Here is a 24356-nt window from a genome sequence, read left to right as displayed (position 1 = left end):
CCATGCGACGGTTTGTCCCGCCGCGCCGCCTTTCGCGGGTCAAGCGTTCGCGATAGCCTTCCAGTCGGCGGCCAAACACAAATCCGTCAGGAAAGGCGTCGACGCCGTTTAGGGGCGTTTCGCGTCGCTTGCGACGCGGCGCGGGTTTGCCGCGTTTGAGAGGAGCCGCGAGCTTGACAACGCATGTGAGCGAGATCGCGCAAGGCTACGGGGCCGGACGGCGGCGGGGACGCGTCGCGCGAAACGCGCCGCCTGTTCAACAGACGGAGCCGCCAAAGCTGCGGGACGCTCCGCTCTTTGCGACGCTCGACGAGACGACGCTGTCGCGGCTTTCCCTCGACGCCAAGATCGAAATTTTCGAAGACGCCGAAGCGATCTTCCGCCAGGGCGACGCCGTCTCCCATCTCCTCATCGTCCTGCGCGGCCATGTGAAGCTTTCGCGCCTCTCCCTCTCGGGCGAAGAAACGCTGATCGCCATGCTGGGCGCCGGCGAAACCGTCGGCGCGCCGCCGACCTGCGCGAACGAAATCCATAGCCTCTCCGCGAAAGCCGTCGGTCCGACGAGCGCGCTCGCCCTGCCGGCCGGGCGCTTCGCCGGGTTGGTTAAAGAATCGCCGGCGCTGAACGCGGCGGTGATGCAGGACGCAAAAAACCGCATCGCCTCTCTCATCGACGAGATCGAGTCGCTCAAGGGCCAGAACGCCGACGAGCGGCTCGCGCGCTTTCTCCTGTCGCTTTGCCCGCCGGGAGAGGAACGGTGCCGCTTCCGTCTGCCCTATGACAAGCGTCTCGTCGCCGCACTTCTCGGCGTGCAGCAGGAGACGCTGTCGCGCGCCTTCGCCAAATTGCGCTTCTACGGGGTGCGCACCGAGACGCGCAATGTTCATGTCGAAAGCGTGTCGCGGCTTGCGGACCAGTGCGAACATTTCGGCCGGGCCGCCGAGTCTCGCGGCGGCCGCGGCGGCGCGGCCTGACGCTCCTTACCGAAAAACTCTCATGCCGCGGAATGCGCGTTCTGGATGGCCGGGGCGCATATTCACCGCTCGATGATTTGCGCCTATGCTCCCCTCGCCGTCCCGACCCCGCCGCGCGCCCGTCGTAATTTATTCCTCTGGACCGGCTTATCGTCTTTGCGCCCACGCCTTTGCTTAAGGAGACCCGTCATGATCCCGGTCAAGACATTCGGCTTGCTGTCGCTCTTCGCCGTCATTCCCGTCGCCGCCTATGCGGGAGTGAGCAATGGCTCCGGCGCGCTGGCGCTTTCGGCGATCGTCGGCGATGGTTCGCCGCTGACGAGCCCCGCCGACAAGAAGTTGCTCGCCGCCTATCTTAACGGCCGCGCCGACGCGCCGCACGCCAAGGGCCAGCGCGTCGCGGTGAAAGCCGACGCCATCGACTGCCGCGCCGGAAATGTGGACATCACCTCGCATTCCTGCGATCTGACCTTCGGCGGAAAGAAAGTCGAATTGCGCGGCCGCAAGGCGCATGAGCTTTACGCGACCTTGATCGAGAATGGCGTCGCGCTCGAAGGCGCCGCCGGCAGTTCGCACGCCTCGATCACGGCGCTCGACTGCAACGTCGACGCCGACGAGGTCGCGGAAAAGGCCGGCGGCGGCGCGCGCTGCGCTTTCAACCCATAGAGCGCGGCTCGCGAAAAAGTGGATGCCGGTTTTTCGCGTAAAGCGCGCTCTACGCTTTTGGAATCGATCACGTCATCTGCGTTTAGGCGATTCCGCCTAAACGCAGCGTGATCTAGCCGAAGCCGATCCCCTTGTCTTTGACGCGCGCTTGATCGACAAGGCGCGCGAGAGCCAGGAGAGAAATATGTCGAAGCCGGACGTGACGATTTTCGTCTGCACATGCTGCCGGAGCGGCGACGATGCGGACAGCCGTCCGGGCGCGGTCTTTATCGACGCGCTGCGCGAACGGCTCGCGCAGCGCCGGATCGAGATCGGCGTCGAACCCGTCGAATGTCTTGCCGTCTGCAAGCGCCCGGCGACGGTCGCCTTCGCCGGCGCCGGAAAATGGACCTATGTGATCGGCGACCTCGACGCCGCCGCCCATGTCGACGACGTGATCGACTCGGCGCAAAGCTTCGGCGCGACGGAAAACGGCATCGTCCCCTGGAAGGACCGGCCAGACTGTTTCAAGAAAGGCGTCGTCTCGCGCACGCCGCCGCTACCCTAACGAATCCTTCCCAGCCTTGGCGCGATCGATTTCGGCGCGTTCAATCGCCTGGGCGATGAGCGCGCGAGCCTCGGCGGCGTCGCCCCAGCCCGCGACCTTCGCCCATTTGCCTGGCTCCAGATCCTTGTAATGCACGAAGAAATGCTCGATGCGCCGCCAGGTCATCTCCTGCAGGTCGGTGTAATTCTTGACGTCGATATAGCGCTGGGTGAGCCGCGCGGAGGGCACGGCGACGATCTTCTCGTCGCCGCCCGCCTCGTCCGTCATGCGCAGCACGCCGATCGGGCGCACCGCGATCACGGCGCCGGGCGCGACGGGGCGCGTATTGGCGACGAGCACGTCGCAGGGATCGCCGTCGTCCGACAGCGTATGCGGAATGAAGCCGTAATTGCCGGGATAGCGCATCGCCGTATAGAGGAAGCGATCGACGAAGAGCGTGCCCGACGCCTTGTCGAGCTCATATTTGATCGGCTCGCCGCCAAGCGGCACTTCGACGACGACATTGACTTCATGGGGCGGATTGGCGCCGATCGGAATGGCGTCGAGACGCATTCAAGAACTCCCAAAAGAAAGCGACGGGCGGCGCGGCGACCCTCGCCGCGCCTATTTCATTAATCCCGGATTGAAGCGGGGGGCGAATCAACCGCCCCGAGATGTCGTAGAACGGCTCGGCGCGCTTGAACGGACACGAAGGATTCTTTCGAGCATGTCCTTAGCGGAAAACCGCTTCGCACTTTTCCGGGACATGCATTAGCGCACGGGCGCGGAGACGAAGCCGAAGGCGACGCGGGTCAGCATGTCGGCGCCGAAGCGCTCCTCGGCGCGACGGATCGTCTGGCCGCCGAGCCGGCGATAGAAGGAGAGCGCCTTATCATTGTCGGCGAGCGCCCAGACGATGGTCGAAATATAGCCGTGCTCGGCGAGTTCCTGCCGCGCGGCGTTGAAGAGCCTTCGTCCGAAGCCCAGCCCCTGATGTTCCGGATTGAGGTAAAGCTCAAAGATTTCGCCGGAATAGGGCATGGAGGGCACGCGGTTTCGCCCATAGGTCGAATAGCCGACGATCTTGTCGTCGAAGTCGATGACGAGCAGGCCGGTGCCGCGCACGATGGCGGAATGCCACCACGTCGGGCCGCGGCGGGCGATCATCCGCTCGAGCTCGGCGCCCGGAATGACGCCGCGATAGGCGTCGCGCCACGAGGCGTCATGGACGCGCGCGATCTCCTCCGCGTCCCCCGGACGCGCATGTCGGATCGAGAAGGCGGTTTTGACCATAAGGGGATGTTAGGTCCCATCGGTTCGCTTCGGCAAGAGCTAGAAGCGCTCCGAAAGCAAAAATTCTCAAACGCGTAAAACCGTGCGGCAAGATGAGGCGGGGCTTGAATTTTCAGGGGCGCGCGCAAACGGGCGACGGAAAGCTTGCGGGACGGGCCGATCTTGCGTATCCTTTCGCAGGCGCCATGAAACGGCGCCGGAACGGGACGAGATTAACGCCATACGTCGCCGCCTTCGCGAATCTTCTTGCGACGCCCTTGCGGGCGCAGGCGGTCGCGCGTCCCCGCCTGCCGCTTCTCGGCCTGCTGCTTCTTAGTCGCCCCTGAGCGCCCGACGGGCTCACGCCCAGGCTTTCAGGGGAGCATGTCACACACATCGCGACAGACGCCCCGAAGCGGGCCCGACAGAGCAGGATTTCACATGAGCCACCCAACCGACAAAAGCGCCGTCGCGCATAATGACGAGCGCGTTCTGATTTTTGACACGACCCTGCGCGACGGCGAGCAATCGCCCGGCGCCTCCATGACGCTGGAAGAAAAGCTCGAAGTCGCCGATATCCTCGACCAATTGGGCGTCGACATCATCGAGGCGGGCTTCCCCATCGCCAGCCCCGGCGATTTCGAAAGCGTCGCCGAAGTCGCGCGGCGGGTGAAGAACGCTTCCGTCGCCGGCCTCGCCCGCGCGTCGGAGAAGGACATCGACCGTTGCGCCGAGGCGCTGAGGGAAGCGAAACGCCCGCGCATCCACACCTTCATCTCCACCTCGCCCGTGCATATGAAATACAAGCTCCAGATGGAGCCTGAGCGCGTGCTGGAGATGATCGCCGCCTCGGTGACGCGCGCGCGCAATCACGTCGAAGACGTCGAATGGTCGGCCGAGGACGGCACGCGCACGGAGATCGATTTCCTCTGTCGCTGCGTCGAGAGCGCCATCAACGCCGGCGCGACGACGATCAATATTCCCGACACCGTCGGCTACATCACGCCGGCGGAATATGAGCAGCTCTTCCGCACGGTGCGCGAGCGCGTGCCCAATTCCGACAAGGCGATCTTCTCCGTCCATTGCCACGACGATCTCGGCATGGCGGTGGCCAATTCGCTGGCGGGCGTGCGCGGCGGCGCGCGGCAGATCGAATGCACCATCAACGGCATCGGGGAGCGCGCCGGCAACGCCGCGCTCGAAGAAGTCGTGATGGCGATGAAGACGCGCGGCGACGCATTGCCTTACTACACCAACATCGACGCGAAGCTCTTAACGCGCGCGTCGAAGCTCGTCTCCGCCGTCACCTCCTTTCCGGTGCAATATAATAAGGCGATCATCGGCCGGAACGCCTTCGCGCATGAGAGCGGCATCCATCAGGACGGCATGCTCAAGAACGCGCATACTTACGAGATCATGACGCCCGAAAGCGTCGGAGTCTCCAAGACCTCGCTTGTCATGGGGAAACATTCCGGCCGCCACGCCTTTCGCGAAAAGCTGAAGGAACTGGGCTATGATCTCGGCGAGAACGCGCTGCAGGACGCCTTCAATCGCTTCAAGGATTTGGCCGACCGCAAGAAGTTCGTCTATGACGAGGATCTGATCGCGCTCGTCGACGACGAGATCGTCAACGCCCATGACCGCATCAAGGTCGAGGCCCTGATGGTGATGGCGGGAACGCATGGGCCGCAGTCGGCGGCGCTGACGCTCGACATCGACGGCGAGAAGGCGACGCATCAGGCGACCGGCAACGGCCCTGTCGACGCGATCTTCAACGCCATCAAGGCGCTCGCGCCGCATGAGGCGACGCTGGAGCTCTTCCAGGTCCATGCGGTGACGGAAGGCACCGACGCGCAGGCGGAAGTCTCCGTGCGCCTTTCCGAAGACGGCAAGTCGGTCACGGGCCGCGGCGCCGATCCCGACACGCTCGTCGCCGCCGCGCGCGCCTATGTCTCGGCGCTCAACAAGCTGATGGCGAAGCGCAGCCGCGGCAAGCCGGAAGCCATGCAGGCGGGATAGAGTTTCCTTCGGAAGACTGGAACCGCCGTTCAACGAAGCAAAGCATGATTGCGCAGCCCGCGATCATGCTTTTCCTTTTCCCTTCATCCTTGAATGCGCTTGCGGCGCGGCGTCACATGACTTCTGTTGAATGGCGCGAATGTCGTTCTCGACGCGCGATATGGGGGCGGGGAAAGCTTTCATGACGAATGACCACGCAGGAGGAGCCCCTTTGCCATTCGTCGACGAACGCGCCGACGGGCCTGGCGTCTCCAGGATCGATCCGCTGGACCCGGCGGCGTCCTTCTACCAGCTGCTCGCAAAATTGCGCGCGCCGCTCGCGATGCGCGACATGATGATCGCGCCCGTGCGCGCCTGCTACAGAGGCGAGGGCGTCACGATCGATCCGGCCGAACTGCCAAAGAGCGCGGCCGAGCTTTATCCGCAGATCGCGGTCTCGACGCTCGCCATTCCATCCGACGCCGGACCCATCCGCTGCCAATGTTTCGCGCCGCCTCCAGGCAAGACGCTGCGGCCGATGATGCTTTACGTTCACGGCGGCGGCTTCGTCGTCGGACGCTCGGAAGACACCGCCTATATTACGACCCGCATCGCGGCGGAGAACGACGTGATCGTCGTCAGCGTGAACTATCGGCTGGCGCCGGAATGGCCCTTCCCCGCCGCCCTCGACGATTGCATGGCCGTGCTGCGCTGGATGCGCGAAAAGGGCCATGAAATCGGCGGCGACACCGCGCGAATCGTCGCCGCCGGCGATTCTTCGGGCGGGAATCTCGCGGCCGTTCTGCCAATCCGCGCAAGCGACGAGGGCGCGCCGCTTCAGGCGGCCCTACTCTTCTGTCCGATCACGGATTTTCACTATGAACGCTTCGCGTCCTTCGAGCGTCTCGCGCCGTCGGGCCTCGTCATCGACATGGCTTTCATGGGCTATGTGCGCGGTGCCTATCTGATGAAGGGCGAAGACTGGCGCGCGCCCTATGCGAGCCCGATCTTCGCCGATCTAAAAGACTATCCGCCGACGCTCATTATCACCGGAACCGCCGATCCGCTCATCGACGACAATCGCGCCTTTGCACAGAAATTGCGGGAAGCGGGGCGCCAGGCGACGCATGTCGTCGCGGAAGCCATGCCGCATGGCTTCTATTTCTTTCCCGGCGTGCTCAAGGAGAGCGAAGCGGCCTATGCGGCGATCGCCAAATTTCTGCCGTCGGCGCTGGCGGCGAAATAACGCCCCATCTGGATTAGCGGAAGGACTAAAGCCTCAGCAGTCTCCGGGATTGATCGAAACGTCGGCGATCGTCGCGCCCTTCCCGTCCTTGAGCGAATATCTGACGATCGTGCCATTGGCGCGCAGATCCGGCATGCCCATGCAGACGCGCTCATGCAATTGCTTTCTCAAATCGTCGAGCTTGCTCGGATTTTCCGTCATGCCGCGCGCGGCGTCGTCGTCGACGATCGTATAGGCGTAGTTGAACGAATTGCCCGGCCCGGCGGTGGCCTTGTCTAAAAGGACGCCTTCGCTGACCATTTCGGGAAGCGTGGCGTTCAACTCTTCCGCTTCGCGCTCCAGCGCGGAATAGACGGCCTCGGAAGTGTCGGCCCAATATTCGGCGTTCTTATAATATCTCGCGAGCATAAAGGGGGCCGCGACGGCGACAATCAAAACGGCCACATCCCTGGCCGTCAGAATATTCTCGTCCTTCTCTAGGCTCATCGCATCTTTCTCGCCTGGAGCATTTTCCCTGGCGCGGACGCGGGCCCGGCCTGAGAAAATGCGTCAATTCAATAAGCTGGCGCCTGTTCATGAATGCGTCGCTCATGAACACGCCCCTAGCGCGCTTTCCGATCCGGACGAACGCCGGATCAATATGAAATCGCGCCAAACCATTGAGCCGGAGCCGGTTCCGACCGCAAAGTCTCGCGACTTTGGAACTTGCTCTTGGCTAGCCTCAAGCCCGATTTTGGCCCGATTTTAACCTATTCGCAATGCGGAGGCTATGCTGCGCTGAATAGCGTTGCGTTTCAGACCTTTGCCGCAACATGCGCTCTTAATATTGTCGATTGATTAATGCCGATCGGGCGCGGCGGCCGCATATACGAAAACTTCTTAAATAAGCCAAGGTCAAACTCGCAGGCGAAGCGTCTTCGCCAAGTCGCCGCAACCGCCATGGACCTAGCGCCGACGCCCGATAGCGCCCGACGCCGCGCTGCGCGCGATTCGCCGGGTCTTGAGTCGGGCGCTGCGCACGACGCATGGACCGCAACTTGCCTCGCATCGCAATATGCGAACGGGACGGCCCAGGAGGCGCGGTTGAAACTCGACATGGAGTTCGAAATTCCCGAGGGCGAGGCGCGCGCGATGATGCGCATCGTCCTCAATCCCGTGGGGGAATCGCCGCTCACGGGCCTGCCGCTCGTGATCCAGAACTGCGCGACGCTCGACGACCTCGAGGCGCAATTGCAGCAGATCGAGAAGCAACTCGGCAAAATCCGTAAGGAAGCGGCTAAATTTTACCGGACTGCTCCCAAGCCGTGAGGGGCGTCCTTTCGTCGATCGCCCGATGGCGTCAGCTTTTCGCGGTCTTTCAGCCGTCCTCCGCGAGCACAAGCTCGGCGACAGGCTGCTGATTCAAGACATGCTGCTCGTAAATGCGCAGCAGGTTTTCGCTCGTCAGATCGCGATACCAAATATCGTCGGGCAGAACATGCGCGAGCGGCTCGCCCGAGCATTTGCCAAGACAGGACCGGCGCACGCAGGACGCGGGGCCGACGCTCTCCTCATTCAATCCGCGCTGGACCAGAAGCCGCCGCAGGGCCGCAAGTTGCGCCGACGCCCGCCCGGCTCCGTCGCAGCACGGGCCCGTGCAGACGAGAAGCCGCCGCTCCTGCGCTGGGCGTCCGAATATGTCGAGCGGCTCTTCCATCGATCCCCGGCGAGTCTTGTCTGAAGCGGCCTCGGGACGGGCAGCGACACGATGACGCCGTGATCCGAAGTCGCCAACGCCGGGGCGTCATGCAAAAAAGGGCCCGCCGAACGACGGCTTCCGCTTCGGGGGGTCGGTTGGCTCCGCTCGAAGGAGGAAGGAAAACTCGATGTCCCGGCACAGCGCGGCCATCCATTGGCGCCATGCTCCCCATCCGGCGGAGCCGGAGGCCTATTCTCGCAATTACATTGTCCAGCTGAACGGCGGGCAAACGGTCAATGTCTCCGCCTCGGCCGAGTTCAAGGGCGATCCGGCCTGCGCCGACCCCGAGCAGCTGCTCGTCAGTTCGCTTGCGAGCTGCCACATGCTCTTCTTTCTCGCGATCGCCCAGGTTCAGGGCTATTGCGTCGAAGAATATGACGACCAGCCGGCGGGCTATTTGGAGAAAGGCGCGGACGGCCGGACCGCGATGACTCGGATCGAACTCAATCCGATCGTCCGCTTTAGCGGCGACAAGGTCCCGGACGAAGCGGCGCTCGCCCGCATTCACGCGCTTGCCCATAAGAACTGCTTCATCGCCAATTCGATCAAGGCGGAGGTCGTCGTCGCAAAACAGCCCGTCGACGGTTGAGGCGACTCGCTCGCCGCAGGGACAAGAACGCCATGAACACGCATGCGGAAGCGAGCGAGCCGGTTCTCCTGCGCGAGGAGAGAGATGGCTGCGTCACGCTGCGGCTCAATCGTCCGCGGCAGTTCAACGCGCTCTCCGAGGCGCTTCTTGGCGCCTTGCAGAGCGAATTGGACGCGATCGCGAAGCAGGCGGACGTCCGCTGCGTCGTGCTGGCGGCGTCCGGCAAGGCCTTTTGCGCCGGCCATGATCTGCGTGAGATGCGGGCGCAATCGGAAAAGGCCTATTTCCAGCAGCTCTTCGCGCGTTGCGGCGCGGTGATGCAGAGCATTGCGGCGCTGCCCGTCCCCGTCATCGCGCGCGTGCAGGGCGTCGCGACGGCGGCGGGATGCCAGCTCGTCGCGAGCTGCGATCTCGCCGTCGCCGCCGCCTCGGCGCGCTTCGCGGTTTCCGGCATCGACGTGGGACTGTTCTGCTCGACGCCCGCCGTCGCGCTCACGCGCAACATATCGGCGAAACGCGCCTTCGAAATGCTGGCGACCGGACGCTTCATCGACGCCGCGACCGCGCAGGACTGGGGCCTTATCAATCGGGCCGTCGCCGACGCGGCGCTGGACGAAGCGGTTGCGGAGTTCGTCGCGCAAATCGCCGCGAAGAGCCCCGCCGCCATCCGTCACGGCAAGGCGATGTTCTACCGGCAGCGGCAAATGCCGCTGCCCGACGCCTATGCCTTCGCGAGCGAGGTCATGGCCTGCAATATGATGGAGGCGGACGCCGGCGAAGGGATCGACGCCTTCCTGCAGAAGCGCAAGCCGGTCTGGCGGGCGTGACGAGCCCGCTCTCGCTAGCCGAAGGCTGCGATGACGGTTTCGATAGGGAGAAACAGGGTTCGGCTGTCGGCGGGATATTCGATGAACTCGGCGCATTTCATATAAAACCGCTTCGCGGCGTCATCCTTGGCGTGAACGAGCACCGCTCCTATGCCGATACTCTGCGAGGCGACGGCGATACGGCGCAGGGCGTCCGAAAGCATGTCGGCTCCAAGCCCCTTGCCGGCATAATCGCCACTGACCGCTAGCCGCCCGATCACGGAAACGGGGATCGCGTCAGGAGCGTTGCGCCTTATCTTGCCCGGCGCCGCCGCGCGCTCCACCGCGCCGGCGGAAATGCAGAAATAAGCGACGACCCGGCTCCCCTCGCAGACGACATAAGTGCGCGAAAAACGGCTTTCGTTCCTCAGGGCGCGGTGGCGCAGCCAATCATTTAGCGCCGGCTCGCCGCAGTCGAAGGCCGATAGGTCGTGATCGGCGGTGAGGGGAACGGGAGCCGACAGTAGAGGCGCGGGTTGCTCCGGCTCGCCTTTTACTTCCGCCATGCCGGAACTCGGCGCAGCAATGACCGCAGTTTCGGTCCCGGCGCGGGCGGGTTGTCGAGCGCCTGCAGGAACGCGCCGTATCGCTCGGCATCGAGCGTAAAGAGCCTTTGGTCGAGCAGCACGTCGATCGCCTGCCGCCGGGCGCTTTCGATCATGAATTCGGTGCGCGTCTTGCCGAGGATCGCCGCCGCATCATCGATGAGCCCGCGCGTATGCGCCTCGATACGCAGGTTGATGCTGCCCTTCGTCTCGGCGGCCGACGAACGCGCCGCGACGGCGACGGTCGTTGCTTCAGGACTTTTCGAGGTGGAGGAACGGCCTTTCGACATGCGCCTAAATATGCGCCTTTGTATCCACAACGTCAATACGAGAAGAAGGCCGAGGTTTCCACGCAGCGGCAAATGCCAGCAATAGTGTGGGAACCCTCGGCGACTCGATAATGTAAATGCTAATGGTCAAGATACGAACTTTCAAAATCCAAGTCGCTCAAATCAAGCTCGTTGAACTGCTTTGAGTATCGACTAGCCCGACCAGTTGAAGAGCGATACAAAACCGTCGTGTATCCCTATGGTTGCGTTCTCTTAATGTTCTAATATCATACGTACTCTGTTTGTGGGCGCACGGCTGAGCCATGTCGATCAAGGTCAACATCGAGAACCAAGTCCGACAGACGACGGTCCTCGCGTGGCGTCCCCTCTTGCCGCTCTTCGAAGCGGTCATGAACTCTTTTCAGGCGATCAAAGAAGCGAATCTCCCATTTGACATTCCGGGACGCGTAACGATCGAAGTCGCGCGGCGCCCTGACATGCTCAACATCGACACTCCTCCGATCAGCGGATTCAGGATCACTGACAATGGGATTGGCCTCGACGACGACAACTGGGATTCGTTCAACACCGCCTTCTCTCCACATAAGCTCAATCGTGGAGGTAAAGGACTCGGGCGCTTCACGTGGCTTAAAGCGTTCGATCTCGCCAAGGTTCAAAGCACCTTCAAAGACAAGGGAGGCTTCCACACCCGGTCGTTCACATTCGACGTAAACTACGATTCTGACGATGAGCGGGGGCTTCCCAAGACGGCAATACAGGGGCACACGGGTACCACCGTCGAACTAGTAGCCTTGAAGCCCCAGTACGCAGACCAATGCCCACGGCAAACCGAGCAGTTCATCCAGAAGCTTGTCGAGCATTTCATTCTCGTTTTTCTCGAGAAGGATTGCCCCTCGCTCACTCTCATTGATCTCGGTCAAAAGCACGACCTTAACACTATATTTGAGAAGGACTTCAAGGCTGCGGCATCAGCACACACCTTCCTGATCAACGACCACGAGTTCACCCTGCATGGTTTTCGCCTGCCGAGTTCACGCGCGACGAAGCACAAGCTTGTTTATGCTGCCGACCAGCGCTCCGTTCTGAGTGATAAGCTCGCAGACCACGTGCCAAACTTGGCCGGCCGTCTTATCGACGACGAAGGCAAGTCATTTTTCTATCTCGGAATCGTTCAAAGCCTCTACCTCAGCGAACACGTCAACACGAACCGCACCGATTTCGAATTCGGAAATCCTGATGATGCTGAGCTCGAATTGCCGCTTCCAGGGCATGATCAGCTCATCCCGAAGGCCGACATTCGCAGCAAGGCGCTCGCGTTCGTGCAGGACGACCTCGCCAACGTGATCGAGTCAATCAATAGCGCGAAGCTCGACGCGATCCGCCGATACGTCCACCGCGACGCGCCGCAGTACCGCATTCTCCTCAAGCACCCTGAGCGCTTCCTCGACAAGCTGACACCGATGCCCCAGCGCCAGGAGATCGAAACAGCGCTCCACAGAGAACTTTTCCTTCGCGAGACCGAACTCAAAAAAGAAAGCACACGTATCATCAAGGAGGCTGGCAAGATCAGCGATTACCAGCAGTACCATAAGCAATTCACGAAATTCCTCGACGAGTACAATGAACTCGGCGTCTCAGCGCTTGCCCAGTATGTCGCACATCGCCGAATCATCCTTGATTTCCTAGAGCGTGCTATCAATCTGCCGCCCGACAAAAAGAACTTCCCGATTGAGAAAGTCGTTCACGACCTTGTTTTCCCAATGCAATTCACAAATGAGGACATACCGTCGAGTGAACAAAATCTCTGGATAATCGACGAGCGGCTGACCTACCACTCTTTCGTGTCTTCCGACAAGAAAAACAAGGTAATCCCCGTCATCGACTGCAACGACCAGCAGCGTGGCGACATCGTTGCCCTTGACGAGCATTCGATGATCTTCGACGAAAAGGTCATTTTCAGCGACGAGAACCGGAAAGGGCACCCTCTCAATTCGATCGTCGTAATCGAATTCAAGCAGCCGGGCCGAACCGCCTACAAGGAAACAGAGAACCCCGTTCTCCAAGCTACGCGCGTCATCAACGCCATTCGGGCTGGAAAATACAAGCACAAGGGCCGCAAAATCCCTATCGCAAACGCAGAAATACCTGCCACAATCTTCGTCATCGCCGATCTGACCGACCGGCTGAAAAATATTCTCGTGGACTTCGGCGCAACGATCACTCCCGATAAACAAGGCTTCTATGGGTACCATTCCAACCACAGGGTCTATTACGAAGTAGTCGATTACACAAAGATGCTTGCGGACGCGATAAAGCGAAATCAGCGTTTCTTTGACAAGCTCAATCTCGTAGACAGCCACTAGGCAGGGGCAATACTCCTCGTCGAGGCGAGCAGCGGGCCAAAAAATGTTCTTATGTGAAGCCGCGCGGTCCAGATAATAACTAATGGGGGATAGCGCGCAATCGGCGGCAAATGGCGGAGGGGGCGGGATTCGAACCCGCGATACGGTTTCCCGTATACACACTTTCCAGGCGTGCGCCTTCAACCACTCGGCCACCCCTCCGGCGAAGCGCGCAATATAGGCAGGCGCGGCCGGAACGCAATCGCGACGCGAAACTCTTCGCCCATAAAGATCGCGCCACAAATCCCCGCTACAAATCCCCGCTACATGGACAGGCGCGCGGCGGGCGCCTATTCTGCCCCCGCTTCGCCTCTCCTTTTTTCGAAAACCGCAAGACCATGCTGCGACTCCTGACCCGCTTCATCGGCCTCCTCCTGCTCGCCGGGGGCTTCATCGCCCTCATCGTCGACGGCACGCGCTCCATCGCCGGCGGCCAGTTGATGGTGACGACGCTGCGGCGCGGCGCCTCGGCGCTCTTTCCCGCCCTTTTCCAGTCGTTCCAGGCGAGCGTCGAAAATCTCTCCGCCTTTCTTTGGGACCCGGTCGTCTCGACGCTGATGCTCGCGCCCGTCTGTGTCGCGCTTGGCGGCGTCGGGGCGCTCCTCATCCTCGTCAGCCATCGCGAAAGCGCCCCGGTCGGCTACGGCCGCCGCTAATTTTCGAGACTGACGCTTTTTTGCGCGGAGCCGGCGGGTCTTTGAGCCATCAGCGCTCTGGTTTTTCGGGGCGCCGCCCCCTATATGCCGCGCCATGGCGACTTTCGAGACATCAAGACTCGCAAAGCTCCTCGGCCCCATCCCCGACCGCGAGCGGGTCGTCGCGCATGGCGCGATGCATTTCGTTAACGGCCGGCCGCTCGATCCGCCCTTTCCGCTCGGCAGCGAGCAGATCCTCTTCGGCATGGGCTGTTTCTGGGGCGCGGAGCGCAAATTCTGGCAGGCGGGCGAGGGCGTCTATGTCACGGCGGTGGGCTACGCCGGCGGCGTGACCCGCAATCCGACCTATGACGACGTGTGCTCCGGCCGCACCGGCCACGCCGAGGTCGTGCTCGTCGTCTATCAGCCGGCGGCGACGCCCCTTGAGGAGCTGCTGCGCATCTTCTGGGAAAGCCACGATCCGACCCAGGGCATGCGCCAGGGCAATGACGTGGGCACGCAATATCGCTCGGCGATCTACGCCCCGACCCCGGCGCAGCTTGCCGCCGCCGAGGCGTCGCGAGATGCGTATCAACGCGTATTGACGTCGTCCGGCTTCGGTCCGATCACGACGGAAATCGCCGGGGAGCGCCCTTTCTATTACGCCGAGGACTATCACCAGCAATATCTCGCCAAGAATCCGGGCGGCTATTGCGGGCTTGGCGGCACGGGCGTCTCCTGCCCTGTCGGAACCGGCGCGCGGGTCGGCTAGCGGGCTTTCAACACATCCTGGCAGGCCGGCGGCAGCGCCGCCATGGTCATCGGCGGCCAGCTCTTCGTCGATTTATGCGGATGCAGCGCCTCCTCGGTGAACCACCAGGCGAGCGAGGCGTCGCAGCCGTCGCCTGAAGGCGTCGGGTCTTGATCCTTGCAGTTCGAGCCGTCGGGGCAGAAGAGCCGGACGTGGAAATGGTAGCTGTGGCCCCAATAGGGCCGCACCTTGCGCATCCAGCTCTCGCCCGCCGCCGCGCGGCAGAGCGCTCGTTTGATCGCGGCGTTGACGAAAATGCGCTGCACGGCGGAATCCATCGCCGCCGCGCGGATGACCGCGAGATGTCCTTCGCTCCAGAGGTCCGAACGCACGTCGAGCAGGTCTTCGCGCACCACGTCGGTCGCCGACATTTCCTCGCGCTCGGCGCGCGTCAGCTCCCGGCCTGGCATGGGCGTCAGCCAAATGTCGGCGTCGAGCCCGATCTGATGCGAGGCGTGACCCGTCAGCATCGGCCCGCCGCGCGGCTGCGACATGTCGCCGATGAGGAGGCCCGGCCAGCCCGATGCATGCGCCGCCTTCGGCGCGAAGCGCTTCAGGAAGGCGACGAGATTGGGGTGGCCCCAGTAGCGGTTGCGCGAGAGGCGCATGACCTGCCAATTGGGGCCGTTGACCGGCAGCGCCTCGCCGCCCGCGAGGCAGCCGCGCGAATAAAAGCCGATCGGATTGGGGCTCAACGCCGCCGCCTCATGGGCGCGGCCGAACAGCTCCTTCGCCGGCGTCCTCGGATCGGAGGGATGGGCGAGCGCCGGCAAGGGCTCGGGATCGACCGACCCCTTATCCTGCGCGTTCAGGGGCGAAGCGGCGGCGAGCGCCGCGAGCGCGAAAAGCGTGGCGCGAAAAGCGCGTCCTTTTCTTTCCTTCATGCCGAGCGTCCCGAATCGCAAAATCCCCGCTCGCGGGGACGAAACATGCTTGCCGCTCAACCTTACCGCTTCATTTAATTTGGCGGCGCACCCGACGCGCGCGATGATGCCGTCCGCCAAAGATGCGCGCGTTCTGCGTAAGGAGAGGGTTATGCGTATTTCGTTCATTCTTTCGATCTTGTTGATCTTCCTGGCCTCGGCGGGCGCCGCCAACGCCACCGCCCGAATCCATATCAATCTGTCGACGCAGACGATGCATGTCGAGTCGTCGAGCGGAAGCTATAGCTGGCCCGTTTCGACGGCGCGGTCAGGCTATTACACCCCGCGCGGCTCCTTCGCGCCGACAGGGCTGCAGCGCATGCATTACTCGCGCAAATACCATATGTCGCCCATGCCGCATTCGATCTTCTTTCGCGGCGGCTACGCCATCCATGGCTCTTACGCCACCGGCATGCTCGGCCGCCCGGCGTCGCATGGCTGCGTGCGCCTCTCGCCCGGCCATGCCGCGGCGCTCTACGAGATGGTGCAGAACGAAGGCGGCAGCATTTCGATCACGGGTTCGCCGCCCGCCAGCCCGCGCTACGCCAGCGCCGGCAGGCGCGGCCATGCGCTCGCCTATGGACCGGGCGAACGGCGCGGCCATTACGGCGTGCGTCAATGGCAGGCCGATCCGCTCTCGCCTTTCGGCGATTTCTTCTAACCTCGAAAGACGCGGACGAACCATGCGGCGGGCGCCTTTCGCCGCGGATCCCTCTCCTTGTTTTCGCCTTGGGGCGCGCCGAAAATGAGCGGGCTTGCGACGCAAGCCCGGGGCGCGCCATAAGAATTGAAAAAGCAAGAGGGACCCTCCGCGTGACGACGCTATTCGATCGCCGCCGTTTTCTCCTGGGCGCGGGCGGGTTCGCCCTGACCGGCCCGGCCGTGGCGCAGCCCAACGACGCCGATGAACTGCAGGTGCGCGTCGAGAATAAATCGGTGCCCGAGCTTTGCGCCGAGAAGGACAATATCGAACTCGACTTCTCCTCGCCGCGGGTGCGCCATATGCAGATCCAGGCGGTGCACCCGTCTTACATCAACACCATCGCCTCCGACCGCTGGGCGCCGGACTGGTCGAGCTGCGACATTTCGCACGACCCGAAGGCCTTCGCGCTGGCGAAGCGGCGCACCTTCTGGGAGACGCCGGAATTCTGGCTGACCGGCTATACGTTCCCGTCCTTCTGGCGGCCGGGCGACGTGCCGGTGCGCGTCGGCGACAAAGTGGAGACGGGCCTTCATCTCATCCAGTTCTGGATGTGGTATCGCGAGCGCGCCGAAGAGATCATGGTCTTCTATCCGCCCGACGGCTATTGGCGCGCGCGCCCGCTTCCCTTCGAGGACATGCGCTGGACGGCTTATGGCTCCTCCTTTCTGGTGGGGCCGGTGGAGACGCAGGAGCGTCCGCTCGTCGTCATGGAGGAAATCGTCTTCGAGCCGGAGACGCGCACATTCGTCTTGAAGTTCAAGCGCGGCGGCTCGGCGCGGGTGAAGCTTAAATCCATCGATCAGGATCGGCTGACCCTCGACGTCTCCTTCAGCGACGCCATGCCCAACGGGCTGCCCTTCGCGGCGCTGCGCTCGATGTACGCCATGGAGACGATGAGCGACGCCGCGATCGTCGCCTGGCGCGGCAGGCGCGGCAAGGGCTGGGAAGAGGAGCCGGTGATCCGTTTTCCCGGCGCGAGCGCCAGCGAAGTCTGGGTCGGCCGGCACGCGCCGTCGCGGCATAATCTTTCCGCGCCGGATATGGTGTTCAGCAAATTCCTGGGGGCGTCGACGGCGGCGCAGCGATGACGCAGCGCCGCTGGGGGGCGCTGGACGCGGCGCGCGGCCTCGCCGTCGTCGCCATGATCGTCTTCCATTCGATCTGGGATCTTTCCTATTTCGGCTACGCCCCGGCGACTCTTCCCTGGTCGGCGCCGATGCGCCTCTTCGGCCATTCGATCGCCTTCGCCTTTCTCTTCGTCGCCGGCGTCGCGCTGACGCTGGCGCATCGCGATTGCATCCGCTGGCGGGCCTTCTGGCGGCGCTTCGCCATCGTCGCGGGCGCGGCGGCGCTGGTGACGATCGGCACCTATGTCGTCTTTCCGAGCGCCTATGTGTTCTTCGGCATTCTGCATTGCATCGCGGCGGCGAGCCTCCTTGCGCTTCCCTTCCTGCGCGCGCCCTGGCCCTTGGCGCTCGTCGCGGCGGTCTTTTTTCTCGCCGGCCCCGAGCTTTTCGCGTCGCCCGCCTTCAACTCGAATTGGCTTCAGTGGCTGGGCCTATCGACGAGCGAGCCGATGACGCAGGACTGGCGCCCGCTCTTTCCCTGGACGGGGGCGCTGCTGCTTGGGGTCGCCGTGGGGCGCGCAATCCTCTCCCATGGGGAGAAGGCAGGCGCGGGTGGCGAGGGCGTTTTGCCCCAAGCCCCTCGCCTTGTCGCCACAAGTGCGGAGAGAGGATGGCTGTTCTTCCTCGGCCGGCACAGCCTCATCATCTATCTCGCGCATCAGCCGCTGCTCTTCGCGCTCTTTACGGCGCTGGTCGCGCTCGCGCCGCCGCCGATTGATACGGCGGATTTCGTCGCCTCCTGCGAGGCGCGCTGCGTCGAAGCCGGCGGCAAGCGAAAGATTTGCTACGATGGTTGCCTCTGCACGGCGCTCGAAGCCGTGCGCAGCAAAGCGCTCGAGGGCGTCACGGATGAAAAGGAACGCGGACGCCGGCTCGACGAGATCGCGCAGCGGTGTGTGGATCGCTATTCCAAACCTTAAATCGTCCCTCGTTCAATCAAGCTACCAACGACTGCCAGACTGTGGGCCTTGGTTTTCTGCAGGAACTCTTTCAATGTCATCATGTCCTGCGAGAATGAGAGATGCATGTCGATCTCCGCATTCTTGAATGCTCTATTGAAATTTCGCTGACGAAGCGCAAAAACCCTTGTGAATAGGTTTTTTTCCATCAAATTCGCAGCGCGACGGGCAGAAAACACATACCATCCGGATGTTGAAAGCTTACTTTCGATAGATTTTAATAATTCCGGCGAACTTAAAATAGCATATCTTACGATATCCTCCTCTGTTTCCCTTTTTCTCGCATTAAATAGATGTTTGGCAATGGCAAGACTTTTGATAAGGCGTACATCCAAGCTGCTTCCAATTGCCTCCGCACCTACGCCTGGCGCTGTCACCACAACAAATAAAAACGGCAAATGATATTTGTCCTGCTTTTGCAGGGCTGAAAATATTTTATAGGTAGCGAGCGGAAAACAGTCTTCGGGGTCCAGCCCAACCTGTTCTCGGGCCGAACGAAAAAGAGAGCCATGGAGTTTGATATTTAAGCGATAGAGTTGTCTCTTGCTGCCGTTCAAAAGAATGTAGTCAGCATCGGATCGACTCTCTCGGTCATCAGTCAGTTCGACCTCAGAGGTTTGCATTTCCGCGGCATAAATTTTTTCAAATGCTTGTTCTGCGGCGCCGCCGATGAGAAGGGAGCCCAAGATCAATTTGGCGCGCTGAATATCTCTCTCGTCGATTGTAACGCTCGTAATTTTGTTTGTTAATAACCCAATGTCGCCGGTCTGCTTCTTATAGGGTGCCGGCCAAGACTTCGTGCCGAATATCTTCGCTAATTTTTGTGCGATTTCTTCGGCATCCATTAAATTCTCCTCCCAAACCGCAACGCCGAGTTCGATGTATAGAGAGGGTCGATTTCGACTGAAATCCACTTCCTATTAAGGCTCTCACTCACCGCGCCGGTCGTGTTGCTTCCTGCAAAAGGATCTAATACTATATCGCTTTCTTCTGTAAGAAGTTTAATAAAAAATTCGGGTATTTGGGCGGGAAACCGAGCTGGATGAACTTTTTGGCCAAGCAACTTAGAATTCTTGATATATTCAGAGTTACTCTCATTATTACCTCTTATAACTAGATTTGAAGGTATCGATCCTCCAAGATTTTTTTGGAATTTATGAGTGATGTTATGCCCACTCGGACGCTGCTTGGCTTTATAGCCTTTTGAAATTAATCTCAGCATATCATCGCTGTAAGGTGTTAATACGTTCCTGTTATCTGCCTTTGGCCATGGAGTTGAGGAAAGCCACCAGATATATTCTATTGAATCTTTGACTCTCATCCTCCTCACGTTAACCCATTCGGCAGGGGCAGGAAGTTTTGCTGGATTATACCAAAAACATTCCTGAGCTAAGTGAAAGTTTAGTTCTTCACACAGGGCTATTAGTAATTTGAAATGATAAAGTGATCTTGTCGGTGAACCTGGCTGATAGCTTCCTCCAATATTGAGGACAAAACTCCCGCCAGGCTTCAATATCCTTTTGATTTGTTCGGCAAAGGTGAGAAACCAATTTACGTATTGGTCCTTACTTTTATTTCCATATTCCTTTTGAAATTCTAACGCGTATGGCGGAGACGTTATTACTAGGTCAACACACTCGTCGGGCAGAGAAGACATTATCCTCCGCGAGTCGTAGCAGTAAGCGGCACCAAGTTTAGTTTGATATGAAGGACTATATTCTTTTAATAGATTGATAATATGCTCTACTTTACCTTTTCTTTCCTCACTCCGCTGTAAGCGAATGACCTTAGCTGTCATTGTAAGCCCCTATCAGCGCGGTTAATGCTCACATCCCGCCGAGATGCTCGGCGACGGTGAAAATATCCTTGTCGCCGCGGCCGCACATATTCATCACCATCAGATGATCGCGCGGCTTTTGCGCCGCGAGTTCGAATACTTTGGCGAGCGCGTGCGAAGGTTCGAGCGCCGGGATGATCCCCTCGAGTTTCGAGCAGAGCTGAAAGGCGGCGAGCGCCTCCTTGTCGGTGGCGTTCAGATAGGTCACGCGGCCGATTTCATGCAGCCATGAATGTTCGGGGCCGATGCCTGGATAATCGAGCCCCGCCGAAATCGAATGGCCTTCGAGAATCTGGCCGTCGTCGTCCATCAGGAGATAGGTGCGGTTGCCATGCAGCACGCCCGGCCGCCCGCCGGTGAGCGAGGCCGCATGGCCGTTCGGCACATCGACGCCATGGCCCGCCGCTTCGACGCCGTAAATCTCGACGCTCGCGTCATCAAGAAACGGATGGAACAGACCGATGGCGTTGGAGCCGCCGCCGATGCAGGCGACGAGCGAATCCGGCAAGCGCCCTTCCATCTCTTGCATCTGGACGCGCGTCTCATTGCCGATAATCGACTGGAAGTCGCGCACCATCGCCGGATAGGGATGCGGCCCCGCCGCCGTGCCGATGCAATAGAAGGTGTTGGCGACATTCGTCACCCAGTCGCGCAGCGCCTCATTCATCGCGTCTTTGAGCGTGCGGGCGCCGGACTGCACGGGAATGACTTCGGCGCCCAGCATCTTCATGCGGAAGACGTTGGGCTTTTGCCGTTCGACGTCGACCGCGCCCATATAGACGACGCAGTCGAGGCCGAAGCGCGCGCAGGCGGTGGCGGTGGCGACGCCATGCTGGCCCGCGCCCGTCTCGGCGATGATGCGCTTCTTGCCCATGCGCCGCGCGAGCAGGATCTGCCCCAGCACATTGTTGATCTTATGCGCGCCGGTGTGGTTGAGCTCGTCGCGCTTGAAATAGACCTTGGCGCCTTTGTCCTCGCCAGATCGCTCGCGGACATAGTCGGTGATGCGCTCGGCGAAATAGAGCGGGCTCGGGCGCCCCACATAATGTTTGTGCAGGCCCTGCAGCTCTTCGTGAAAGGCCGGATCGTCCTTCGCCCTCGCATAAGCCTGCTCGAGTTCGAGCACGAGCGGCATGAGCGTCTCGGCGACGAAACGTCCGCCGAATATGCCGAAGCGGCCGTTTTCATCCGGACCGGCGCGGAAGGAATTGGGAAGCGGCTTGTTCACTGGCGTATTCCATGGGCGCTTCCCTCTCCCGTCTGCGGGAGAGGGTGGCCCTGCGAAGCAGGGTCGGGTGAGGGCCCTCATCCGTCGTCGCTTCGCGACGACGCCTTCTCCCAAACCGAAGTCGGCTGTTGCCGACTTCGGCGTCGAATCCGCAAACCGGGAACACCCGGTTTGCGACGGGAGAAGGGACGTAGGCCCTCTATGCTCGGATATCTATTAGCGCCTCGCCCGCCGCTATGAAAGCCGCGTCGCGCTCACAAAAGCCGCGATCTTTTCCGCGTCCTTCACGCCGCGTTCGCGCTCGACCCCCGACGACACGTCAACGGCGCGCGCGCCCGAGCGGCGGATGGCTTCCGCGACATTCTCGGAGTCGAGGCCGCCGGAAAGCATCCAGTCTTTCGCGGTTACGCCGCGCAGCAAATCCCAGTCGAAGGAGACGCCCGCGCCGCCGGGAACGGCGGCGCCCGGCGCGGGCTTGGCGTCGAAGAGGATGATGTCGGCGACGCCTTCGTAATCCCCTGCCGTTTCGACATCGTTCCGGGCGGCGACGCCGATGGCCTTGATGAGGGGAAGGCCATAGCGCGTTTTCACTTCCTTGACCCTTGCCGGCGTCTCCGCCCCGTGAAGCTGGAGATAGTCGGGCGCGAGCGCGGCGACGATCGCATCGAGCGCAGCGTCGTCGGCGTCGACGGTCAGCGCGACCTTGCGGATGCGCCCCTGCGCGATCGGCCCGAGCCTGCGGGCGGCCTCGAGGCCCAAATGGCGCGGGCTTTTCTCGAAGAAGACGAAGCCGGCGAAATCCGCGCCGGCGTCGATCGCGGCGCGAAGCGTCTCGGGCGTGGACAGGCCGCAGATTTTGACAAGGGGATCGGACATATCGAACCGTTGCGCGACGACCCCCGGCCCCTCATCTCACTTCTCCCCGCCAGCGGGGAGAAGAAGCGGCTGGCGCCGCCGCCTCAACTGAATCCTTGGCGAATGCCATCGCCTGCCGCAAGGGCGAGACGCTGGCCGGCCCTCTCCCCGCTTGCGGGGAGAGGTTAAGGTGAGGGGCTGGGAGGTTTAGCCAGAATGCTTCGTCGCAGGCCCGACGCTCATCCCCGATTATACGCATCCTCGAAGCGGACGATGTCGTCCTCGCCGAGATAGGAGCCGGTCTGCACCTCGATGAGCTCCAGATCGATTTTGCCGGGGTTAGTGAGGCGGTGCCGGCAGCCAATCGGCAGATAGATCGACTCGTTTTCATGCACGAGATGGGTTTGCTCGTCGCGGCCGACCTCGGCCGTGCCGCGCACCACGATCCAATGCTCGGCGCGATGGAAATGCTTTTGCAGCGAGAGGCGCTGGCCGGGCTTCACCACGATGCGCTTCACCTGATAGCGCTGGCCCTCGTCGATCGCCTGATAATAGCCCCAGGGCCGGAAGATGCGCTTATGCTCGCCCGCCTCGCGCCGGTTCTCGCTTTTCAACTGATCGACGAGCTGCTTGACGCTGTCGCCATGCTCATGGCTCAGGACCAGCACCGCGTCCTGCGTCGTCACCACGATCACGTCGTCGACGCCGACGACCGTCGTCAGCGTATCCTCGGAGCGCACATGCACATTGCGCGCATCCATCACGACGCCGTGCCCGCGCACGGAATTGCCCAATTCGTCGCGGTCCGACAATTCCCACACCGCGCGCCAGGTGCCGACGTCCGACCAGCCGATGTCGGCGGGAATGAGCGCCGCCTTGTCGGTTTTCTCCATCACGGCGTAGTCGATGGATTTCTTCGGCGCATGAGCGAAAGCTTCCGCGTTCAGAAGGACGAAGCCGAGGTCCCGGCTGGCGGCTTCGATCGCGGCCTCGGCGGCCGAGAAAATGCCGGGCTCGAATTGCGCGATTTCCGACTGCATCACATCGGCGCGGAAGATGAAATTGCCGCTGTTCCAGAAATAGCCCGCCTCGACATATTTCCGCGCCGTCTCGCGGTCGGGCTTTTCGACGAAAGCCTCGAGCTTGTAGACGTCGTCGCAGGCGGGAAGCGCCGCGCCGGGGCGCAGATAGCCGTAGCCCGTCGCCGGGCCGTCGGGCTTCACGCCGAGCGTCACGATATAGCCTTGCGCCGCCGCCGCGCGCGCGCGCTTGCACAGATCGACGAGTCCCGCTTGATCGCGCACGACATGATCGGCGGCGAGCACCACGACCACCGTGTCGGGAGCCCGCCGCGCGGCGATGCCCGCCGCGACGGCGACCGCCGGGCCGGAATCGCGACGCGAAGGCTCCAGCACGATGTCCGCCTCGGCGCCGATCTCGCGCAACTGGTCGGCGATCAGGAAGCGATAGTCGAAGTTGGAGATGACGATCGGCCGCTCGAAGGCGGGATCGGCGAGCATCGTCATTGTCGTCTGAAAGGTCGAGCGCTCCCCGACAAGCGGAATGAATTGCTTGGGCAGGGTCTCGCGCGACTCGGGCCAAACCCGCGTCCCCGAACCGCCGCACATGATGACGGGCAAAATTTTCGTCATAAGACCCTCTCGCATGAGAGCAGGATCGCTTGAAACGGAATCCTATGCGATTCCCGTTTCAACGTGAATCCCGCACCCTGCCTTTAATCAGAAGGAGCATCGCGTTCGTGACGGAAGCGCGCGGCGTTTCCATCAGGAAGAATCTCGCTCCGGGCGCAAGGCCGCGCCGGCCAGCAATAGGTTATCCGCCCGCCTGTTGGCAAGACGAAGGCGAAGCCTCACGCCGCCTGTCTTTAACGGCGCTTATTTTCCCTTTTTCTCAAGCTCCGCCTTGAGAGCGGCGAGCTTGGCGAAGGGCGAATCGGGATCCGGCTGCTTTTCGCGCCGCTCGGCCTTGACGAAGCCTCCTGGCCGGCCCTGGCGGGCGTCATCGCGCGGCGGGCGTCCTTCGAAACGCGGTTTGGCTCCCGCGCGGGGCGCCCGCTCCTTGCCGTCGCCCTCCGGACGCGGGCGATAGTCGCGCCGCGGCGGGCGCTGTTCTCCTCCATCCGCCGCGCGCGGGGCGGGGCGGGCC

The 24356-nt window shown here is 61.8% G+C and carries 27 protein-coding genes and 1 tRNA gene; 14 read left to right on the top strand and 14 right to left on the bottom strand.

Annotated elements, in window-relative coordinates:
- Positions 1–173 precede the first annotated feature (173 nt).
- The 3 genes from V3H18_RS05105 (at position 174) to V3H18_RS05095 (ending at position 2187) form a co-directional block, all read left to right on the top strand.
- On the top strand, positions 174–974 hold the full coding sequence (locus V3H18_RS05105) for a Crp/Fnr family transcriptional regulator (protein WP_332080857.1): 801 nt from the start codon (positions 174–176) through the stop codon (positions 972–974).
- Positions 975–1163: 189 nt separating this feature from the next.
- Complete coding sequence (locus V3H18_RS05100) at positions 1164–1640, top strand: hypothetical protein (RefSeq protein ID WP_332080856.1); 477 nt, start codon at positions 1164–1166, stop codon at positions 1638–1640.
- 184 nt (positions 1641–1824) lie between these two features.
- Positions 1825–2187, top strand: coding sequence for a DUF1636 domain-containing protein (locus V3H18_RS05095; protein WP_332080855.1), 363 nt, complete (start codon positions 1825–1827; stop codon positions 2185–2187).
- On the opposite strand, the gene ppa is transcribed toward V3H18_RS05095, so the two are convergent.
- Positions 2179–2739 (bottom strand): inorganic diphosphatase, encoded by a 561-nt coding sequence (gene ppa / locus V3H18_RS05090; RefSeq protein ID WP_332080854.1) that lies wholly within the window; start codon positions 2737–2739, stop codon positions 2179–2181. The two genes, V3H18_RS05095 and ppa, sit on opposite strands and share 9 nt — an antisense overlap.
- Before the next feature lie 198 nt (positions 2740–2937).
- On the bottom strand, positions 2938–3459 hold the full coding sequence (locus tag V3H18_RS05085; RefSeq protein ID WP_332080853.1) for a GNAT family N-acetyltransferase: 522 nt from the start codon (positions 3457–3459) through the stop codon (positions 2938–2940).
- 420 nt (positions 3460–3879) lie between these two features.
- Between V3H18_RS05085 and V3H18_RS05080 the strand changes: the two genes are divergently transcribed.
- Positions 3880–5457 carry a 2-isopropylmalate synthase gene (locus tag V3H18_RS05080; protein ID WP_332080851.1) on the top strand — a complete coding sequence of 526 codons (1578 nt, stop codon included), beginning with the start codon at positions 3880–3882 and terminating at the stop codon, positions 5455–5457.
- 181 nt (positions 5458–5638) lie between these two features.
- Complete coding sequence (locus tag V3H18_RS05075; protein ID WP_332080850.1) at positions 5639–6682, top strand: alpha/beta hydrolase; 1044 nt, start codon at positions 5639–5641, stop codon at positions 6680–6682.
- Between the two features lie 33 nt (positions 6683–6715).
- Here V3H18_RS05075 and V3H18_RS05070 read toward each other — a convergent pair whose 3' ends face one another.
- Entirely contained in the window at positions 6716–7168 is a 453-nt protein-coding gene (locus V3H18_RS05070; protein WP_332080849.1) for a hypothetical protein, read from the bottom strand.
- Positions 7169–7765: 597 nt separating this feature from the next.
- Here V3H18_RS05070 and V3H18_RS05065 point away from each other — a divergent pair.
- The gene (locus V3H18_RS05065; protein WP_332080848.1) at positions 7766–7990 is read left to right on the top strand and encodes a hypothetical protein; all 225 of its coding nucleotides are present in this window, start codon (positions 7766–7768) and stop codon (positions 7988–7990) included.
- A 49-nt stretch (positions 7991–8039) separates the two neighbouring features.
- Here V3H18_RS05065 and V3H18_RS05060 read toward each other — a convergent pair whose 3' ends face one another.
- Positions 8040–8378, bottom strand: coding sequence for a (2Fe-2S) ferredoxin domain-containing protein (locus V3H18_RS05060; protein WP_332080847.1), 339 nt, complete (start codon positions 8376–8378; stop codon positions 8040–8042).
- 169 nt (positions 8379–8547) lie between these two features.
- Between V3H18_RS05060 and V3H18_RS05055 the strand changes: the two genes are divergently transcribed.
- Both V3H18_RS05055 and V3H18_RS05050 read left to right on the top strand, forming a co-directional pair.
- Positions 8548–9009, top strand: coding sequence for an OsmC family protein (locus tag V3H18_RS05055; RefSeq protein WP_332080846.1), 462 nt, complete (start codon positions 8548–8550; stop codon positions 9007–9009).
- Between the two features lie 32 nt (positions 9010–9041).
- A complete protein-coding gene (locus V3H18_RS05050; protein ID WP_332080845.1) occupies positions 9042–9836 on the top strand; it encodes an enoyl-CoA hydratase in 795 nt (264 codons plus the stop codon).
- A 14-nt stretch (positions 9837–9850) separates the two neighbouring features.
- On the opposite strand, the gene V3H18_RS05045 is transcribed toward V3H18_RS05050, so the two are convergent.
- Both V3H18_RS05045 and V3H18_RS05040 read right to left on the bottom strand, forming a co-directional pair.
- Positions 9851–10381, bottom strand: a complete 531-nt coding sequence (locus tag V3H18_RS05045) for a GNAT family N-acetyltransferase (protein ID WP_332080844.1) — start codon at positions 10379–10381, stop codon at positions 9851–9853.
- Entirely contained in the window at positions 10369–10710 is a 342-nt protein-coding gene (locus V3H18_RS05040; RefSeq protein WP_332080843.1) for a type II toxin-antitoxin system TacA family antitoxin, read from the bottom strand. The genes V3H18_RS05045 and V3H18_RS05040 overlap by 13 nt, the downstream gene beginning before the upstream one ends.
- A gap of 302 nt (positions 10711–11012) precedes the next feature.
- On the opposite strand from V3H18_RS05040, the gene V3H18_RS05035 reads away from it, so the two are divergent.
- A complete protein-coding gene (locus V3H18_RS05035) occupies positions 11013–13073 on the top strand; it encodes an ATP-binding protein (RefSeq protein ID WP_332080841.1) in 2061 nt (686 codons plus the stop codon).
- A 111-nt stretch (positions 13074–13184) separates the two neighbouring features.
- On the opposite strand, the gene V3H18_RS05030 is transcribed toward V3H18_RS05035, so the two are convergent.
- Positions 13185–13274 (bottom strand) — tRNA-Ser (locus tag V3H18_RS05030).
- A gap of 176 nt (positions 13275–13450) precedes the next feature.
- Between V3H18_RS05030 and V3H18_RS05025 the strand changes: the two genes are divergently transcribed.
- Entirely contained in the window at positions 13451–13768 is a 318-nt protein-coding gene (locus V3H18_RS05025; RefSeq protein WP_332080840.1) for a hypothetical protein, read from the top strand.
- A 94-nt stretch (positions 13769–13862) separates the two neighbouring features.
- Entirely contained in the window at positions 13863–14519 is a 657-nt protein-coding gene (gene msrA / locus V3H18_RS05020) for a peptide-methionine (S)-S-oxide reductase MsrA (protein WP_332080839.1), read from the top strand.
- Here the strand turns inward: msrA and mepA are convergent.
- Positions 14516–15442, bottom strand: a complete 927-nt coding sequence (gene mepA, locus V3H18_RS05015) for a penicillin-insensitive murein endopeptidase (RefSeq protein ID WP_332080838.1) — start codon at positions 15440–15442, stop codon at positions 14516–14518. The two genes, msrA and mepA, sit on opposite strands and share 4 nt — an antisense overlap.
- A 151-nt stretch (positions 15443–15593) precedes the next feature.
- Here mepA and V3H18_RS05010 point away from each other — a divergent pair, with 151 nt between their 5' ends.
- The 3 genes from V3H18_RS05010 to V3H18_RS05000 all read left to right on the top strand — a co-directional run bounded on the left by V3H18_RS05010 (position 15594) and on the right by V3H18_RS05000 (position 18231).
- On the top strand, positions 15594–16142 hold the full coding sequence (locus V3H18_RS05010) for a L,D-transpeptidase (RefSeq protein WP_332080837.1): 549 nt from the start codon (positions 15594–15596) through the stop codon (positions 16140–16142).
- A 152-nt stretch (positions 16143–16294) separates the two neighbouring features.
- Positions 16295–17272 carry a hypothetical protein gene (locus V3H18_RS05005; RefSeq protein WP_332080836.1) on the top strand — a complete coding sequence of 326 codons (978 nt, stop codon included), beginning with the start codon at positions 16295–16297 and terminating at the stop codon, positions 17270–17272.
- The gene (locus V3H18_RS05000; protein ID WP_332080835.1) at positions 17269–18231 is read left to right on the top strand and encodes a heparan-alpha-glucosaminide N-acetyltransferase; all 963 of its coding nucleotides are present in this window, start codon (positions 17269–17271) and stop codon (positions 18229–18231) included. Before V3H18_RS05005 ends, V3H18_RS05000 begins: the two co-directional genes overlap by 4 nt.
- Here V3H18_RS05000 and V3H18_RS04995 read toward each other — a convergent pair.
- The 6 genes from V3H18_RS04995 to V3H18_RS04970 form a co-directional block, all read right to left on the bottom strand.
- On the bottom strand, positions 18228–19115 hold the full coding sequence (locus V3H18_RS04995) for a hypothetical protein (RefSeq protein ID WP_332080832.1): 888 nt from the start codon (positions 19113–19115) through the stop codon (positions 18228–18230). The genes V3H18_RS05000 and V3H18_RS04995 overlap by 4 nt on opposite strands.
- Positions 19115–20068 carry a DNA-methyltransferase gene (locus V3H18_RS04990; RefSeq protein WP_332080829.1) on the bottom strand — a complete coding sequence of 318 codons (954 nt, stop codon included), beginning with the start codon at positions 20066–20068 and terminating at the stop codon, positions 19115–19117. The genes V3H18_RS04995 and V3H18_RS04990 overlap by 1 nt, the downstream gene beginning before the upstream one ends.
- A 28-nt stretch (positions 20069–20096) precedes the next feature.
- Entirely contained in the window at positions 20097–21335 is a 1239-nt protein-coding gene (gene trpB / locus V3H18_RS04985; protein WP_332080828.1) for a tryptophan synthase subunit beta, read from the bottom strand.
- Between the two features lie 234 nt (positions 21336–21569).
- Entirely contained in the window at positions 21570–22211 is a 642-nt protein-coding gene (locus tag V3H18_RS04980; RefSeq protein WP_332080826.1) for a phosphoribosylanthranilate isomerase, read from the bottom strand.
- 218 nt (positions 22212–22429) lie between these two features.
- Positions 22430–23842, bottom strand: coding sequence for a mannose-1-phosphate guanylyltransferase/mannose-6-phosphate isomerase (locus V3H18_RS04975; RefSeq protein ID WP_332080825.1), 1413 nt, complete (start codon positions 23840–23842; stop codon positions 22430–22432).
- A 243-nt stretch (positions 23843–24085) separates the two neighbouring features.
- Positions 24086–24356: hypothetical protein (locus V3H18_RS04970; RefSeq protein WP_332080824.1), on the bottom strand; the 271-nt coding region annotated here is incomplete at its 5' end.

This window comes from Methylocystis borbori (assembly GCF_036576025.1).
Classification (GTDB): Bacteria; Pseudomonadota; Alphaproteobacteria; order Rhizobiales; family Beijerinckiaceae; genus Methylocystis; species Methylocystis borbori.
The sequence above is the reverse complement of the archived record's forward strand: the minus strand, read 5'-3'. Positions and strand labels throughout refer to the sequence as shown.

Bases quoted from the DNA above. Each gene is read 5' to 3' on its own strand.
- V3H18_RS05100 (WP_332080856.1), top strand. From the start codon at position 1,164: ATGATCCCGGTCAAGACATTCGGCTTGCTGTCGCTCTTCGCCGTCATT.
- V3H18_RS05095 (WP_332080855.1), top strand. From the start codon at position 1,825: ATGTCGAAGCCGGACGTGACGATTTTCGTCTGCACATGCTGCCGGAGC.
- ppa (WP_332080854.1), bottom strand. From the start codon at position 2,739: ATGCGTCTCGACGCCATTCCGATCGGCGCCAATCCGCCCCATGAAGTC.
- V3H18_RS05085 (WP_332080853.1), bottom strand. From the start codon at position 3,459: ATGGTCAAAACCGCCTTCTCGATCCGACATGCGCGTCCGGGGGACGCG.
- V3H18_RS05080 (WP_332080851.1), top strand. From the start codon at position 3,880: ATGAGCCACCCAACCGACAAAAGCGCCGTCGCGCATAATGACGAGCGC.
- V3H18_RS05075 (WP_332080850.1), top strand. From the start codon at position 5,639: ATGACGAATGACCACGCAGGAGGAGCCCCTTTGCCATTCGTCGACGAA.
- V3H18_RS05070 (WP_332080849.1), bottom strand. From the start codon at position 7,168: ATGAGCCTAGAGAAGGACGAGAATATTCTGACGGCCAGGGATGTGGCC.
- V3H18_RS05060 (WP_332080847.1), bottom strand. From the start codon at position 8,378: ATGGAAGAGCCGCTCGACATATTCGGACGCCCAGCGCAGGAGCGGCGG.
- V3H18_RS05055 (WP_332080846.1), top strand. From the start codon at position 8,548: ATGTCCCGGCACAGCGCGGCCATCCATTGGCGCCATGCTCCCCATCCG.
- V3H18_RS05050 (WP_332080845.1), top strand. From the start codon at position 9,042: ATGAACACGCATGCGGAAGCGAGCGAGCCGGTTCTCCTGCGCGAGGAG.
- V3H18_RS05045 (WP_332080844.1), bottom strand. From the start codon at position 10,381: ATGGCGGAAGTAAAAGGCGAGCCGGAGCAACCCGCGCCTCTACTGTCG.
- V3H18_RS05040 (WP_332080843.1), bottom strand. From the start codon at position 10,710: ATGTCGAAAGGCCGTTCCTCCACCTCGAAAAGTCCTGAAGCAACGACC.
- V3H18_RS05035 (WP_332080841.1), top strand. From the start codon at position 11,013: ATGTCGATCAAGGTCAACATCGAGAACCAAGTCCGACAGACGACGGTC.
- V3H18_RS05025 (WP_332080840.1), top strand. From the start codon at position 13,451: ATGCTGCGACTCCTGACCCGCTTCATCGGCCTCCTCCTGCTCGCCGGG.
- msrA (WP_332080839.1), top strand. From the start codon at position 13,863: ATGGCGACTTTCGAGACATCAAGACTCGCAAAGCTCCTCGGCCCCATC.
- mepA (WP_332080838.1), bottom strand. From the start codon at position 15,442: ATGAAGGAAAGAAAAGGACGCGCTTTTCGCGCCACGCTTTTCGCGCTC.
- V3H18_RS05010 (WP_332080837.1), top strand. From the start codon at position 15,594: ATGCGTATTTCGTTCATTCTTTCGATCTTGTTGATCTTCCTGGCCTCG.
- V3H18_RS05000 (WP_332080835.1), top strand. From the start codon at position 17,269: ATGACGCAGCGCCGCTGGGGGGCGCTGGACGCGGCGCGCGGCCTCGCC.
- V3H18_RS04995 (WP_332080832.1), bottom strand. From the start codon at position 19,115: ATGGATGCCGAAGAAATCGCACAAAAATTAGCGAAGATATTCGGCACG.
- V3H18_RS04990 (WP_332080829.1), bottom strand. From the start codon at position 20,068: ATGACAGCTAAGGTCATTCGCTTACAGCGGAGTGAGGAAAGAAAAGGT.
- V3H18_RS04980 (WP_332080826.1), bottom strand. From the start codon at position 22,211: ATGTCCGATCCCCTTGTCAAAATCTGCGGCCTGTCCACGCCCGAGACG.
- V3H18_RS04975 (WP_332080825.1), bottom strand. From the start codon at position 23,842: ATGACGAAAATTTTGCCCGTCATCATGTGCGGCGGTTCGGGGACGCGG.